The organism is Geminocystis sp. GBBB08 (assembly GCF_016743215.1).
Lineage (GTDB): Bacteria > Cyanobacteriota > Cyanobacteriia > Cyanobacteriales > Cyanobacteriaceae > Geminocystis.
This window is the reverse complement of record NZ_VRZC01000085.1, coordinates 1-15,690: the sequence shown is the minus strand read 5'-3', so window position 1 is coordinate 15,690 and position 15,690 is coordinate 1. Positions and strand designations below refer to the sequence as shown.

General features: G+C 33.5%; 13 protein-coding genes and 1 tRNA gene. 9 read left to right on the top strand and 5 right to left on the bottom strand.

Annotated elements, in window-relative coordinates:
• Positions 1 to 171 precede the first annotated feature (171 nt).
• The 4 genes from pgeF to FWJ34_RS11830 all read right to left on the bottom strand — a co-directional run bounded on the left by pgeF (position 172) and on the right by FWJ34_RS11830 (position 7,156).
• The gene (gene pgeF / locus FWJ34_RS11845; RefSeq protein WP_308255529.1) at positions 172 to 969 is read right to left on the bottom strand and encodes a peptidoglycan editing factor PgeF; all 798 of its coding nucleotides are present in this window, start codon (positions 967 to 969) and stop codon (positions 172 to 174) included.
• Between the two features lie 139 nt (positions 970 to 1,108).
• Entirely contained in the window at positions 1,109 to 2,803 is a 1,695-nt protein-coding gene (locus FWJ34_RS11840; RefSeq protein ID WP_308255528.1) for an ATP-binding protein, read from the bottom strand.
• Positions 2,804 to 3,061: 258 nt separating this feature from the next.
• Positions 3,062 to 5,524, bottom strand: coding sequence for a pentapeptide repeat-containing protein (locus tag FWJ34_RS11835; protein WP_308255530.1), 2,463 nt, complete (start codon positions 5,522 to 5,524; stop codon positions 3,062 to 3,064).
• Between the two features lie 54 nt (positions 5,525 to 5,578).
• A complete protein-coding gene (locus FWJ34_RS11830; RefSeq protein ID WP_308255527.1) occupies positions 5,579 to 7,156 on the bottom strand; it encodes an NAD(P)H-hydrate dehydratase in 1,578 nt (525 codons plus the stop codon).
• Positions 7,157 to 7,376: 220 nt separating this feature from the next.
• Here FWJ34_RS11830 and FWJ34_RS11825 point away from each other — a divergent pair, with 220 nt between their 5' ends.
• Together FWJ34_RS11825 and FWJ34_RS11820 are read left to right on the top strand one after the other, a co-directional pair.
• Positions 7,377 to 7,673: a hypothetical protein gene (locus FWJ34_RS11825; protein WP_308255526.1), complete on the top strand. Its 297-nt coding sequence runs from the start codon at positions 7,377 to 7,379 to the stop codon at positions 7,671 to 7,673.
• A gap of 119 nt (positions 7,674 to 7,792) precedes the next feature.
• Positions 7,793 to 7,864 (top strand) — tRNA-Lys (locus FWJ34_RS11820).
• Between the two features lie 109 nt (positions 7,865 to 7,973).
• On the opposite strand, the gene FWJ34_RS11815 is transcribed toward FWJ34_RS11820, so the two are convergent.
• Positions 7,974 to 8,267, bottom strand: a complete 294-nt coding sequence (locus FWJ34_RS11815; protein ID WP_308255525.1) for a hypothetical protein — start codon at positions 8,265 to 8,267, stop codon at positions 7,974 to 7,976.
• 87 nt (positions 8,268 to 8,354) lie between these two features.
• On the opposite strand from FWJ34_RS11815, the gene FWJ34_RS11810 reads away from it, so the two are divergent.
• The 7 genes from FWJ34_RS11810 to FWJ34_RS11780 all read left to right on the top strand — a co-directional run.
• Positions 8,355 to 8,765 carry a hypothetical protein gene (locus FWJ34_RS11810; RefSeq protein WP_308255524.1) on the top strand — a complete coding sequence of 137 codons (411 nt, stop codon included), beginning with the start codon at positions 8,355 to 8,357 and terminating at the stop codon, positions 8,763 to 8,765.
• A 145-nt stretch (positions 8,766 to 8,910) separates the two neighbouring features.
• Positions 8,911 to 9,108 (top strand): hypothetical protein, encoded by a 198-nt coding sequence (locus FWJ34_RS11805; protein WP_308255523.1) that lies wholly within the window; start codon positions 8,911 to 8,913, stop codon positions 9,106 to 9,108.
• 9 nt (positions 9,109 to 9,117) lie between these two features.
• A complete protein-coding gene (locus FWJ34_RS11800) occupies positions 9,118 to 9,420 on the top strand; it encodes a hypothetical protein (RefSeq protein WP_308255522.1) in 303 nt (100 codons plus the stop codon).
• A 49-nt stretch (positions 9,421 to 9,469) separates the two neighbouring features.
• Positions 9,470 to 9,838: a DUF433 domain-containing protein gene (locus FWJ34_RS11795; protein ID WP_308255521.1), complete on the top strand. Its 369-nt coding sequence runs from the start codon at positions 9,470 to 9,472 to the stop codon at positions 9,836 to 9,838.
• On the top strand, positions 9,810 to 10,184 hold the full coding sequence (locus tag FWJ34_RS11790) for a DUF5615 family PIN-like protein (RefSeq protein WP_308255520.1): 375 nt from the start codon (positions 9,810 to 9,812) through the stop codon (positions 10,182 to 10,184). The genes FWJ34_RS11795 and FWJ34_RS11790 overlap by 29 nt, the downstream gene beginning before the upstream one ends.
• A 219-nt stretch (positions 10,185 to 10,403) precedes the next feature.
• Positions 10,404 to 10,613 (top strand): hypothetical protein, encoded by a 210-nt coding sequence (locus FWJ34_RS11785; RefSeq protein ID WP_308255519.1) that lies wholly within the window; start codon positions 10,404 to 10,406, stop codon positions 10,611 to 10,613.
• 238 nt (positions 10,614 to 10,851) lie between these two features.
• Positions 10,852 to 15,690, top strand: a 4,839-nt coding sequence (locus FWJ34_RS11780; protein WP_308255518.1) for a Calx-beta domain-containing protein, incomplete at its 3' end; no start/stop codon positions are given.

Here is a 15,690-nt window from a genome sequence, read left to right as displayed (position 1 = left end):
AATTAAATTTGATAAATAATTATCGAAAATCAATTTTAATAATGTTTAAGTCTATTCTCTCCTAGTCGAATCGTCCCCTAGTCCTAAGCGTCTGACCTTTACCGATAATTTTATATCGAACTCAGGTTAATTAGAATTTTTTTTCTGTTTTTTGAGTCATTCCCATTAACTTTAATGAGAAATAATTCCAGACCATTGTACCTTTTTCTCTTTTGTGCGACGATAAGAAAAGAAATATTCAGGAGTTTGATAAGTGCAATAAGGGGAGATGGCAATATGCTCAGAAGAAATACCTTGTTGTTGAATTTGTAAATTAATTACTTGAGTGACATTTAACCTGACTTTATTTGTTTCTTTCTCAGGAAGAATGACTTGGTTTGGCAATCGATAACCTTCCGTTAAAATATCCTCAATATCTAAATTTTCAGCCTTAGGAATGACAGTCTTTAAAACTTTGACGGCTACATCAGCATCTACTTGGTAAACCTTACCATCAATAGCAGGACCTAAAGCACATAACAAATTTTCTAGCTTACAACCTTGAGATTTTAAAAAGGCGATCGCCTTAGGGACAATTTGAGTAGAAGTACCACGCCAACCAGAATGAATAGCTGTAACATTACCATTTTGAGCATCAGCAATGAGTACGGGTGTACAATCAGCACTAGCACACCAAACAGATTGTAAAGATTTTTGGGTAATAATACCATCAGCTTCCATTAAATTAGAATCCTTAAGCCGATGATGATCAATCGTATCCGTTGAAAGGATTATATTACTATGAATTTGTTTTACTCGATAACTAGAAGCACAAGGGTGAAGATATTTAACTAAAATTTCTGGCGTTTGTGAGTAAAAATGACTTGAAAAAAAACCATGTTGCCAATGTGCCAATAATTTACAGGTAAGATAACTTCCTTTTTCTGTGTTCTGCCACTGCCATTGAGATAAGTCCACATTACTAACCATAACCATCACTCAGCAAAAAAAATAAACAAGCAATCATTAGTCTTGATTTTAGCTTAAATATCGAACTCAGGTTACATTGTAATTTTTGATGATCAAGTTTTACAAAACAGAAAAAACTATACTTAATTCACCAACACGATTAAAATATATCTGATCTTGCTACTTTTGCTGCCTCAAAAACTTCTTGATCACTTTTTTTCAGCCAATCACTATCACCAATTTGACTATAAAATTCTTGATCATAAGGACGAGTACGAATAACTACAGGCATTGGTACAGCATGACCTAAAACTAAGGCTTGTTGTTTAGAGTCAAGTTTGGCTAATACTGATCTTAAACCAGTAGCCCCGGAAACACCTGTAAAAATAGCATCAATATCTTTGTCATCATTGAGTAAACAAGTAATTCTTGTACCAACTTGCGACATTACTTCATTGTCAATACCTGAAGGACGTTGATCTACAATAAGCAAGGTTACAAAATATTTACGCATCTCTCGTGCAATAGTGCCGAAAATAGTTTGATTGACAATTTTAGAATCGAGAAAACGATGAGCTTCCTCTATAGTAATCACTAATTGACGAGGGCGATCGATTACTTGTTTCGTTTGTAAAAATTTCTCAGCTTTTTTGACATAGGCAGTATGAATACGACGAGTAATCATGTTGGTAACAAGCATATAAGAAAGCATATTACCTTGTGAGCCAAATTCAATTACAACGTGTTTACCACCATCTAATAAATCAAGAATTTCTTTGATATAATTATGGGCACAAGCTGTTTTCATATACTTGAGACTTTCAAGACGTTTTAACTTGCGTTGTAGTGCCATAATTGAGCCTTGATGCCCTTGTCTTTCGTTACAAAACATCGAAATTTCCTCATTTGTCATTTCTAAGAGGTTATCAATCCAATCTTTACCGTATTCTGAAGCTAAAACATTAGCATTATCTAAACTAGCTTCTGATAGATTCAATTCTCTAGCAATTAAGCGTAAATCCTCAATCTCAATTTGATCATAACTCAAATATAGCTCATGAGCACTTCTCACCCCTCGGCGATTAGTGGATTCAGCATCTAGGGTATAAATTTCGACTCGATTATAAAAAAGTTGTTTTAAGCCTTTTACAGTACTTGTGTAAGTTCCTTCACTGACAGCTTCCCAACCATATTCTGAGTGCATATCAAACATCAGATTAACGGCCGCTTCTTTGCGAATAATACCTGAAATTAATAACCGTGTTAAGAATGATTTTCCTGTACCAGACTTGCCAAAAATACCGTTACTACGTTCAACAAAACGCCCTAAATCCATACAGACAGGAACATCCATATCTAAAGGTTGACCGATAGAGAAATTACATTTATATGGATCATTTTCCCAGCCAAAAACCGAACGAAAATCTTGCTCTGTGGACTCATAAACTTGGCTAAAATGGCTAGGAATAGTTTTAACAGGTAAAAGTTGTAATTCTATGTCAAATCCTTTTAATTGGGGAATATTATCAAAATTATTAACAGATTCTTGTTGATTTGTCGTCAACATTAACATTGGTGCGATTTCAATAGTGCCATAAGTATCACTTCCTGCTAATATATCTAACCAAAAACTGTCATTATGATCTGGAGGATGAGTAAAAATACGAGGATTAGAAGTGCCTAAAGAGACATCGGTTAAAAGACAAAAAAACTTCGATCTAGTACCTTTTACTACCAAAAATTTACCAACTCTCATATCTTCTACTGATATATCAGGATGTAATCGCACTTCTAGTCCACTACTTAATGAACCTTGAATAACGGATCCTAATGGTTGTATTTTATTAGAGTTCATGGGTTAAATTTAATATGGGGAATAGTTTAAACCTTTATTTGTCAAAACTTAAATCAATATTAACAATTTATAATAAAAAGAAATATCTGAAGAAGAATATATAGCAATCCTATTTGATTTGTGGCATTTCCGTCAGGGAAAAATTTAGAATTTAGAATTTAGAATAGACTTCTGCACCAAGTTGCGGCAATGGGCAATGGGCACTCTTCCAATGGTTATTAAAATTGATTATTCCTCACCTTAAATAGATTTTAATTTTTATTTTGCAAGAGGTCTAATATCGTCAAAAATCGTATCAGTTAAATCTGCCTCATTAAAATTAGCGTTAGTAATAATAGCATTAGAAAAATCTGCACCTCGAAGATTTGCCTTAGAAAAATTTACCCCCGTGAGATTCGCACCCATTAATTTACAATAAGATAAATTACCTTGACTAAAATTACTATCTGTTAAATCAGCATTAATTAATTTTCCTTTTTGTAAACTAACTCCTTGAAAATTTACTCCCTGCAAATTAGCACCAATAAAGTTAATTTTATTCAAAGAAAGATTCTCTAAATTTTCTCCCGATAAGTCAATATTTTGAAAATTCCTACATCCTAAGGCAAAATTATCAATTAACTTTTCTCTTTTACTGAGTTTTATTATCTTTAATGGTTGTTGACGCAAAGTAAAAGTAAAACTATCATCACAAGTCAAAACTTTTTTCAACTCATCATACATGACATATTTACCAACACCGCTAATATTCACCCAAGCCTTACTACGAGTTAACGCCACAAATAATTGATTCCTTAAACTAATATTACTCTCTTCTTTAGCAACTTGATCTAATCCTATAATATAAACCATTTGTGCTTCATTTCCTTTGGCTTGATGAATTCCTGTTACCGTTATCATCCCTTCTTCCCAAAATTTATTGGGATTATGATGATGAGGAATAAATACTTCTATGGCTTTTTTTTGTAAAATTTCTTGACACTGACTCTGTAATTCTTTCACAAAATAACTATTGCCTAAAATGATAACTAAAATTTGTTTTGTCGGTTGTAAACCATCATATCTAAGATTAGTTAATATAGCTTTTGCTAAATAATTTAACTCCTGTTGTCGAGAATAAAATGTTTGAAACTTAATCACTTCTTCTTGATAAAATTTTGTTAATGGGTGTAAAAACTTAGAGTTAATTTTTTCAATAGTAATTGTTTCGCCTTCAGCTATTTTTCCGATAATTTTATAACCAATTTCTTGCCAACTTTTCTCGTCATTAATTATTCTTAAAATACCTAAATATCTGAACCAACCCATACTCATGGCAAAAGCCGTATTTAAAATTTTATTAGGTGTGCGATAACTATTAGCAAAAATACTTGTCAATAATTTTTGAGAAGAATTTTCTCCAAATAAGTCAAAAGCACTCAAACTTAACTGATGGTTTAAGCATTGCATTTCATCATAGGCATAAATTAACTTCTTTTGAGTATTATCTAAAGTATTACTACTTTTTAAACTTTGATAAACTAACCAAAAAAAAGGTTGTTTGCCTTCATATATCCATTTTTGAGAAATAAAATCTTGTGCTTCATCTATTAAAATTACATCAAATAAAGCAGGAATTTTTTTATTTTTTAATAAATAGTAACAAGCCTCTGCTAATGCCTCATTGGGTGACTGATTATTAGTATCATTTACCCCTAACTTTATCTCCTTCACTTTCTGACAAATTAAACTATATAAACCTAATTGGTTTTTCCCTCCCCAACCGTGTAAAATTAACAGATTTTTATTATAGTTACTGTAAGTAATTTTTCCTTGACTAAAATATCTTAACCACTTATCAATTAATGATATTATTTGCTCATATAAACTACGGGTAAAAAAGACGATCACAATTTTCCAATGAGGATACTTTAAATGTAAATAAGCAGCTTTTTGACATAGAATAAGAGTTTTTCCAGCACCAGCAATGCCTCTAATTTCTTGAATATAATTACTAATTTCTTTGACAATTTTTTCTTGTGTTAAATCTAAGTTATTGGAATAACTAGCTAAATCTTGTAATATTTTACCTTTAGTTTTTTCTTTAGTTAAAACTCGATATTTAGGTGTTTCTAACACCTGTTTTCCCGCAATTATAGATAACAATAAATTCCATTGTTTTTCATCTAACTTATTTCCTGATATAACGGGAGATAAATTAACTAACTTATTCAAAAATAAACTTAAATCTTCTAAATCATCTTGAAAAATAATCGGCGGATTACTCGGTAACTTATTAAAACCTTTTTTCTGCCATTCTTCCTCTTTTATATAAGGTAAAGCAATAACAACTTTTGCCGTTACTTTTTGAGATAAATTAGGCTCATTTTTTAGATAATCTAACAAATTAAATAGCTGATTTTCTGCTTGTTGATAAGGATTACCGCCATTAATATAAAAATTTTGATATTGCCAAAAATGTCCATTTATGCTTAAAATTTGCTCTATTTTTACAGACTTTACTTCAATAATAATTAAACCTAATTGTTGATCAATAATTAAAATATCAACTTCTTTTCTTCTACCCTTCTCAGAAAAAATAGGATAACGCCAATAAGCTAAACAAACTCTATCTTTAAATACTATTTTAATTATTTCCCAAACAAAATATTCTCCTTTTTCTCCCTTATTATCAAATAATTCCGTAACAATAAATTTATCTTCATTACTATGATTATTCATCACAAATTACTAAACCTCATTTAATCTTACTTCTCACTTATTACTTATTACTTATTACTTATTACTTAAGATTCTGATCGCCTTATTGATATAATCAGCTAAAGTAACCCCATCGACACCCATTTGTGTATATTCTTGTGTCGCTAAAATTCCACCTTGTTGATGTAACCATGCCGCCGTAGCCACTATATCTTCAATAGGATGATTAGTTAAATCTTTTTGTGCCACTAAACCACCAATAAATCCGCTTAACACATCTCCACTTCCGCCTCGGGCTAATGCCGCAGTGCCTTCATTTATAATCCAAGTTTTTTCGCCTTGATAACTAATCATGGTTTTTGCCCCTTTCAATAAAATTGTGCTATTAATTCTTTTAGCGGCTTGTTGTAGTGTGCTAAAACGATCTATATTTAAGTCTAAATCGGGGAATAAACGTTTAAATTCTCCTTCATGGGGAGTTAAAATTGTCGAAAATTTACGCTTAGATAAAATCTCCAAATAATTATTTTTTAATAGATAACTTAAACCATCCGCATCAATAATTAATGGTTTTTCTGTATTTAAAAGTTTCTCGAAAAATTTTTCATTGAAAAATAAATTTTTTTGGGAAATACCCATACCAAAAACAATGGTATCATACTTATTTAAAAATAGCAGATCATCAAAGGTGATGCCAACGGCACGCTGCGCGCACGCCTGAGAATTTGTTTCAGGTAAACCAATAACTAAAGCAAAGGGAAAATGATTTAGAAGAAGAAATTTGAAAGATTCAGGCACTGCTAAAGTTAACATTCCGACACCGCTACTTTTTGCCCCATATCCTGCTAATAAAGCCGCCCCTGGGTATTCTTTAGAGCCACAAATTAAGAGTAAATTACCTTGTTTATATTTATGAGTATTAATAGCACGAGGCAAAGGTAAAATTGTTTTAGCTTTTACAGCCGTCATCATTTTTATAGTAGGAGATTTATTAATTATTTGACTAACTAAATTATTAGGAATACCAATGTCAATTATGTCTAGTTTTCCCGTATATTCCCATGCAGAAGATTGAAATAAACCTAATTTCCATAAACCTAAACATAAAGTGTGACTGGCTTTGATTGCTACTCCTAAAACAGCTCCGGTATCGGTATGTATCCCTGAAGGCACATCAATACTAATTATAAGTTTTTGCCAACTATTAATTATTAAAATATCATCGGCTAAAGAATTATTTATATCCCGATTTAAACCAAAGCCAAAAAGGCAATCAATAATTAAATCAGAATCTTTTAAATCATTAATATTAGTAACAAAATTAAGATTTAAAAATTGAGCATATTGTAAATGTTGAGCGGTTAAAGTTTTAGATTTTTCTGCTAAAGGAGTATATAATTTAACTTGATAATTTTTGAAAAATAATTCCCTTGCAATAACTAAACCATCACCACCATTATGACCATTACCAATAATAAATCCAATTAGTTTATAATTATTTAAAGGATAATCTTGACTAATTTTCTGAGCACATAATAATGTTGCTTTTTCCATTAAACTAGCTCCAGGCATTCCTTCAGTAAAAATTTTTTGCTCTATTTCGTGCATTTGATGAGCAGTAACTATCTTTTCTTTTATATAATTAATATTCATGAATTTATCTAGTTTTTTGATTAAATTTTTGGTAAATTGTTTAACTAGCACAGGTAAGTCTAACAAATTTTGTGGTAGTTTCTCTCATTAAACAAGACTAAAAATCGAAAACTTAATCCCTAAAACCTTAAAACTTTCTGCCTAATCTCAAGTATCTAAATCATTTTTTGAGAGGTAAATAATGTTAAACATATTCAAAAATTTTTTTACTATAATTGTAATGACAATAAGCCTACTATTACCCGTCAAAACCTATAGTCAGGAAACACCGTCACTGGCAATACAAGCTAATCGTTGTCGTTATTATTATATTCGTTCTCGTTCGGGGGATCATCTCACCAGAAACTTATTATTTTTTCAAGAAGGTGACATGATTGATCTTACCGGATTAAATAAATGTATTGAGATAATTGACAATTATATCAAAGAAACTCATGTTACCCCCGAAGAAAGACAAGTATATGAAAATGTGAGAAATAATCTGTTTTCTTGGCGTAATCAAATAAATAATAAATAAAAATCAGTTTTCATCAAGGTTTTAGGCTTTTAATAAATTAATCTTAAAAAAAGTTTTTCTCATTGCATTTTTGAAAAAAGTGCGTTATGATGGTTAATGTTGTGAAAAAAAACACAAACGGGTCGCTAGCTCAGCGGTAGAGCACTCGGCTTTTAACTGATTGGTCCTGAGTTCGAATCTCAGGCGACCCATTTTTTTATCTTGCAATGCTAATGTCGATTATGTGACTTGAATCATAACTTTGCCCTGATTCCATATTTATGCTTCCACAAAAACGTGGCAAGATTATGGTTAAATATTTTATCTGATTCCAATTTTTGCCCTAGCTCTTTTGAACGCCTCTCGAACCTCTTTGTCTCGAAAATTGCCCGATTTAGACAGAATCTGAGAAACCTTTAATTCGTTAGGATAAATTCCCTGAGAATGTAATTCGATGACTGTTTCTTCAACTTTTCGGCAGTATTCCTGTATATTTAGGATTCGATTATTTTTCTTGTATTTCAAATATTTTGCTGAAATCTGCTGAGATATTTCTGGAAAACGTCTTGTCAAAGTTCTACGATGGTATCCTAACTGTTTGGCGACTTCTGACATTGAAGGTGGAATAGATGTTGAATCTAATAAAATGGCTTTCAATTTTAGTACAAAAGGGTAAACCTGAGCAAAAAACCGTTATCTTCTGTGTTAGTTAGTGATAAACACGCTGATGAGGTGGCGATTACTATGAATAATATTTATGTTGATTGGTGTCCTCAAAATAACCGTCAACTGTTTTCAGATTATGCTTTTAAATGTACGGCAAAAAGTTCGGGTAATGATTATTTACCTGATTTAAAGGAGTCTTCGAGAAGTCATTTTATCGCTACTACGGTGGATTTGTTGACTACTGGGGTGCATGTGCCTGCTTTGCAAAATATTGTGTTTTTCCGTTATATGCGATCGCCCCTCACTTTTTATCAGATGATTGGTAGGGGTACAAGGTTACATCCTCCTTCTGGTAAGTTGATATTTCGGGTTTATGACTATACCAACGCTACTCGTTTATTTGGGGAGGAGTTTTTGACAAAGTTATCATCATTTGATCCCACCTAACTCCCCTTAATAAAGGGAGAATAAGTCGATTTGTAGGGTGCGCATCGTCCACCATTAGAAAAGAAGTTTTATTACCAACATAAGTCAAAACATTTTTGCGATAAAATATAGTTGAATAATCAAGATTCAATGCAGTTGAAAAGTAATGACTATTATTAAATCTCCTCAACCTGAAAAAATGCCCCTATCCGATAATATTCGTGAACATGAACAATGTTTATGGCATAATCAAGAGGCTTTAAACTCCCTGTTGAGAGGAATTGAACAGGCAAAACAGGGAAAAGTTAAATATTTAGGTGATTTTTCTCAATATGCTGATCTTGAGATTGAGGATGATGATTAATAATAGATTATGTTTGATTTGAATTTCTCTGATGAAGCAGAAGAAACGCTTAATTTTTTGCAACAAAATGAATCTAAAAAATATAAAAAAGTTCTAAAAACATTGGGGTTGTTGTCAATTAACCCCCGTCATCCAAGTCTTAATACCCATAAATATTATGGTTTATCTGGGGCGAATAATGAGGAGATATTTGAAGCCTATGTAGAAAATAAAACACCTAGTGCTTATCGAGTTTTTTGGTTTTATGGTCCACAAGAAAAGTATATTACTATTTTGGCTATTACTCCTCATCCATCATCATTTTTAAGATAAAATCAGTTGTTTTCAAAGTAGTAAGTTAACAACATAAGAGCAAAAATTTATGACCAGTTTAATGTTTAAAAAAGTCATTGAAGAAATAAATAAATTAGATTTTGATGAGCAGTTAGATTTAATTTTATACCTCAAGAATAAAACCGAAAAAATTAATAAAAATACTATTATTGATAATAATTTTATTAGTCAAAATAATGATATATTAGGTGGTGAACTTTGTATTAAAGGTACTAGAATATCTGTAGAATTAATATTAGAAAATTTGGCTTCTGGACAAACTAAAGAACAATTAATTGCTTCTTATCCTAGTCTTTCTTTAGATGCTGTTGAAGGTGCGATCGCATTTGCTCAATCTTTAGATAATGATCATTATTTAAAAAAATTATTTGACGAATATTGTGAAATTTCTAGCTGATGAAAATATCAAAAAAGAAGCGATTGATAAATTAAGAGAATACGGTTATGAGGTGGAGGCTATTTTTGAAAACTATAGAGGTGTCACCAATGGAGAAGTTTTAAAATTAGCTAATGAATTAAAAGCGATTTTGATCACTGAAGATAAACGTTTTATCAGTGATTTAATTTTAGGAAAAAAGTCTGCTAAATATGGGGTTAATTTTGTGCGATTATCCCCTAAACAAATTACATTATCAGAATATGCTCAGAAAATTCTTGATGTTGTTATTGAATATAAATCACAGTTAAAAACATCCCTCATTATAGTAAAAAATAATGGGATTCGTTGTCAACGTTTAGATTAAATGTAAGGAGAAAATGACTAAAAATAAGCACAATTTACCTGATGGTTGGCAATGGGTTAAATTAGCTGATATTTGTGAGATTAAGTACTCGTGCAAATGCAAAATAGATTGTAAATTTTTAAATTAATTAAAATAACATACAATCCTTGTTGCCTATTGCTTATTATCTTCTGTCTTTCATAAAGTAAACATACAATTAATTTTGCCTACTTACTTATTATGGGGCGATCGCACTTACACAGTGAGGAGGCTAAATTTTGGAAACAAGTTAAATTAGGTGATGTTTGTAGAATACAAGGAGGTATGCAACCTCCCAAATCAGTTTTTAAATATGAACCGTTGGTCGGTGAAACTGTCTATGATCCAGCCAGTGGTACAGGAGGGTTTCTTGCTTCTGGTTTATCCACAGGAATAGTAGCGATACAGTAGAAGATTTACAACAACGGTTGAGTAATTTCTAATTCTTTTATTTTTATTAAAAAAAAAATATGGCAATGATAGCTTCAAAGATAGCTACTTTTTTTGAGTGTGCGTCTTCCCTTTTAGTTTTTTGCCTTTACATTACTTTATGTATATTTGTTACTTTGAGAACAAAAATTATAGAATTTACTATAGACATTTATCAATCTTATTCTCTCTCGACTATGATAAATTTTAGGAGTTATTTATGAGTACTAATGAAACGGCTTCCGATGGCATAGTTACTATGGGATTGGATGATAATCTCCCTCTACTCCTAAAGGAAAACTTAGAAAATAGCTTCAGTGAATTTGATTTTAAAAATTATATTCTTAAATTGAGTCAGGATGATCAGGAAAAATTAGAGAAAATTAAGGGTTGGGAAATTCCACACTACAAACTTGATAACAAAACTACTCCCCTAAGTATTTTCATTGTACAAGATGCATTATTCAACAACAATAATTTTTGCTCTCAACAAGATAACAATATTTACCTCGCTAAAAGTTTTTTTGAAAATTCTAGTATAGATGAGATTAAAGCAATATTAGCTAATAATATCTATGATTCACCTGTTTTTTCCTCAATTGCAGAAAACACCTCATCAATAAGTGATAGTTTAGAATCAATTATATCAAATGTAAACCCTCATACTTTAATTTGTCAATGTGGTTCTTGTTCCCTTCCCTATGGGCAAAGTTCCAACCAAAATCAAGCCACAACCATAATCCTTAACGCCCCCACTTCTTTAGCAAACACCTTTAAACTTCATAGTAATCCCAATGCTAACCATACTATCTATCTTGACTTTAACGGTCATTTTATGAGTAGTAGTATATGGGAAAATGGAGGTTCTTTAAGACTCGGTGGCTATAATACAGACGGTAATCCAAACTCTTTTAGTAATACTGAGTTAGAGGAAATTCAGTTAATGTGGCAAAGAGCGGCGGAAGATTTTGCTCCTTTTAATATCAACGTCACGACAGAAGAACCCACAGACTTAGGTGAATTAATTAATAGCGGTGGTGGAGACACTCGTTGGGGTATTCGAGTTGTAATGACAGATAATCTCAATCTAGACACTGGCAGAGACATTACTAATGCAGGAGGTGGGGGAACAGCCTATCTTGAGAGTTTTAACTGGGATTATGATGGAGTTGCTTTAACGTTTAATCAGGGAGCTTATGCCGGGGGAGAAACCATTAGTCACGAAGTAGGTCATACTCTAGGATTAAATCATGATGGTCAACTTGCTGGTGGGGAATATTATGGAGGTCATGGTAGTGGGGAAACAAGCTGGGCTCCTATTATGGGTGCCGGTTTTATTGGTGCTTATGGCAACGTAACTCAATGGACAAAAGCCAGTGAATATTATAATGGCAATCAAGCAGAAGATGATCTGGCAATAATTACAACTAATAATGGATTTGGCTATCGCACAGATGATCATGGTAATACTAACGGCACTGCTACAGTTTTAGATCTCAATAATTTGAATAGTTTTGGTATTATAGAGAGAAATACGGATATAGATATTTTTTCCTTTAATACGATTGGCAATAGCACTTTTGACTTTAACATTAACCCCATTTCAAGGGCTTTTATTTCTGACGGTGCTGGAGGTTTTACCACCGAATATTTAGAGTCTTACGGACCTAATTTAGACATCTGGGCAGGAATTTATGATAGTGGGGGAAATTTAATTGCTCAATCTAATCCAGCAAATACATTATCAGCAAATTTTTCCAATCTATTTTTGAGTGCCGGACAGTATTATCTATATATTGATGGTGTCGGCACGGGAAATCCCCTTTCTAGCGATCCCACAGGATACACTGACTATGGTAGTTTGGGACAATATTATGTTTCAGGAACTTTTAATCCGAATTATATTGCCTTATCCATTACCCCTCTTAGTATTATTCAATTTGAAGGAAATAGCGGTACAACATCTTTTACTTTTACTGTCACTCGCAGTGGACTCACAACTAATACTGATAGTGTCAATTGGGCATTAACCGGTTCGGGTGCTAACCCTCCTAATGGTGGTGATTTTGTGGGAGGAATATTACCATCAGGTACTGTCAGTTTTGCTTCGGGAGAAACATCGAAACTAATCACCATCAATGTTCAAGGGGATACCGCGATCGAACCGAACGAAACTTTTACTGTCACCCTTTCTAATCCCACCAATGGAGCAACATTTATTTTCTCCACAGCAACTGGCACAATTCAAAATGATGATGGAATCGTTACCTTTAGCAATACAGCCCCCATCTTGATTGATGATGTTAATGTGGGCGGTTCAACTCCCTATCCTTCTGATATTAATGTGTCGGGATTAGGTGGTAATATAAATAAAATTACTGTGACTCTCAAGAATCTAAGTCATTCATGGACAGGAAACATTGATATTCTCTTAGTAGGCCCCACAGGGGCAAAAACTATCTTAATGTCTGACATTGGGGAAAATATAGCTACCAATGGAGTAACATTAACTTTTGATGCCACCGCCGCCAATTTCCTTAACAACTCCAATATAACCACCAGCGGTACTTATAAACCTAACAATCTAGTAGGCACATCAGGGGTAGAACCAGACTTTTTCCCGAATCCAGCCCCCGCCGGTTCTTATAATACGGACTTATCTGTTTTCAATAATACTAATCCCAATGGAACATGGAGCTTATATGTAGTAGATGATGATGAATTGGAAAAGGTAGGCACGATTGCCGGCGGTTGGGTGTTTAAAATTCAAACAGATATACCCGCTACCCCAAGAATTAATTTGATTGGCAATCAAACCCTTGTGGAAGGCATGACTAATCCCCAAAATATAACTTACACTGTAACTCTTTCTCAAGCAAGTACTCAAACGGTGACAGTACAATACGCAACCATTGACGGAACAGCCTTAGCCGGTGAAGATTATACTAGCACCAGTGGAACTTTGACTTTCTCCCCTGGGCAAACCAGTAAAATAATTACTATTCCCATTCTCAATGATTTCATTAATGAACCAAACGAAACCTTTACATTAATATTAAGTAATCCCAACAATGGAACTTTAGATAATACAATAGCCATTACCACAATTATCGATACTCTTTCCTCTTCTGTCACTACTACTTTACCCGCTAATGTAGAAAATCTAACTTTAACAGGAACTGCAAACATCAACGGTACTGGCAATGCAGGGGATAACGTTCTCGTAGGTAATAGTGGAAATAATATTCTCGATGGTGGTGCAGGAAATGACAGGATGAGGGGAAGTAGTGGTAATGATATTTACTATGTGGACAGTATTGGGGATATATTAGAAGAAACAGCAAGTCAGGGAATTTTTGACCAAGTTTTTGCCAGTATTAGCTACACTTTAACGGAGAATGTAGAAGGTCTCACCTTGATTGGTACGGGAAATATTAACGGTACAGGCAATAATTCATTTAACATTCTCACTGGTAATAGTGGCAATAACATTCTCATGGATAATGGGGGAACTGATAGCCTCGATGGCGGTGCCGGAAATGACACCATGATAGGGGGTAATGACAATGATACTTATTATGTGGACAGTCTAGGGGATGTAGTGGTAGAAGAAGTAAATCAGGGAATTGATCGAGTTCTTGCCAGTATTACCTATACTTTGGGTAATAACCTAGAGAATCTGATTTTAAGTGGTACGGGAAACGTTAACGGTACAGGAAATAGCTTAGATAACAATATCACTGGTAATAGTGGCAATAATATTCTCAATGGTAGTGGCGGTAATGATACCCTTGACGGTGGTGAAGGAAATGACACTATGGTAGGAAGTAATGGTAATGATACTTACTATGTGAATAGTGTAGGAGATGTAGTGGTAGAAAACTTAAATGAAGGAACAGATTTAGTCCGTGTAACTGCTAGTATCAGTTATACTTTAACCGCCAACGTGGAGAATCTTATTTTCAATGCAGGAGGAACTTTTAACGGTACAGGAAATGGCTTAAATAACAATATTACACGTATTACCGGACCTGGAAGTCTTAGTGGTCTTGATGGTAATGATACTCTCAATGGCGGTTTCGGAAACGATACCTTATTGGGGGGTAATGGTGATGACATTCTCAATGGTGGAGAAGAGAATGACAGTATGGTGGGAGGTAATGGTAATGACACTTACTATGTGAATAATGGCGGGGATGTGGTAGTAGAAAACCTCAATGAAGGGACAGATCTAGTAATTGCTAGTATCAGTTACACTTTAGGTGGAAACGTGGAAAATCTGACTTTAAGTGGTACAGGAAGTATTAACGGTACAGGTAACAACCTAAATAACATTATCACCGGTAATAATGGAAATAATATTCTCGATGGTGGTGACGGGAATGATACCCTCAAAGGTGGTACAGGAAATGATACCCTCATTGGTGGTATTGGTAATGATACTTACTATGTGGATAGCGTAGGAGATGTAGTGACAGAAAACTTTAATGAAGGAACAGATCTCGTCATTGCTAGTATTAGTTATACCTTGGGTAGTAACGTGGAGAATCTCATTTTAGATGGTACGGCAAATATTAACGGTACAGGAAATACCTTAAATAACAATATCACGGGTAATAGTGGGAATAATAACCTCAGTGGAGGTGACGGTAACGATACTCTTACTGGTGGCGATGGAAACGATACCCTCAACGGTGGTAACGGTAATGATAGTATTGTTGGGAGCAATGGTAATGATACCTATTATGTGGATAGTAACTCTGATGTTGTCGTAGAAAACCTCAATCAAGGCACAGATACAGTAATTTCTATAATCACCTACACCTTAACAAATAATGTCGAAAATCTAACATTAACAGGCACTGCTACTACCGGTACGGGTAATACTTTAGATAACTTTATTACTGGTAACACTGGGAATAATAGCCTTAATGGAGGTGACGGTAACGATACTCTCACTGGTGGCGATGGAAACGATACCCTCATAGGTGATAACGGTAATGATAGTATTGTCGGTGGCAATGGCAATGATAGTATTGGCGGTGGTGTAGGTAATGAT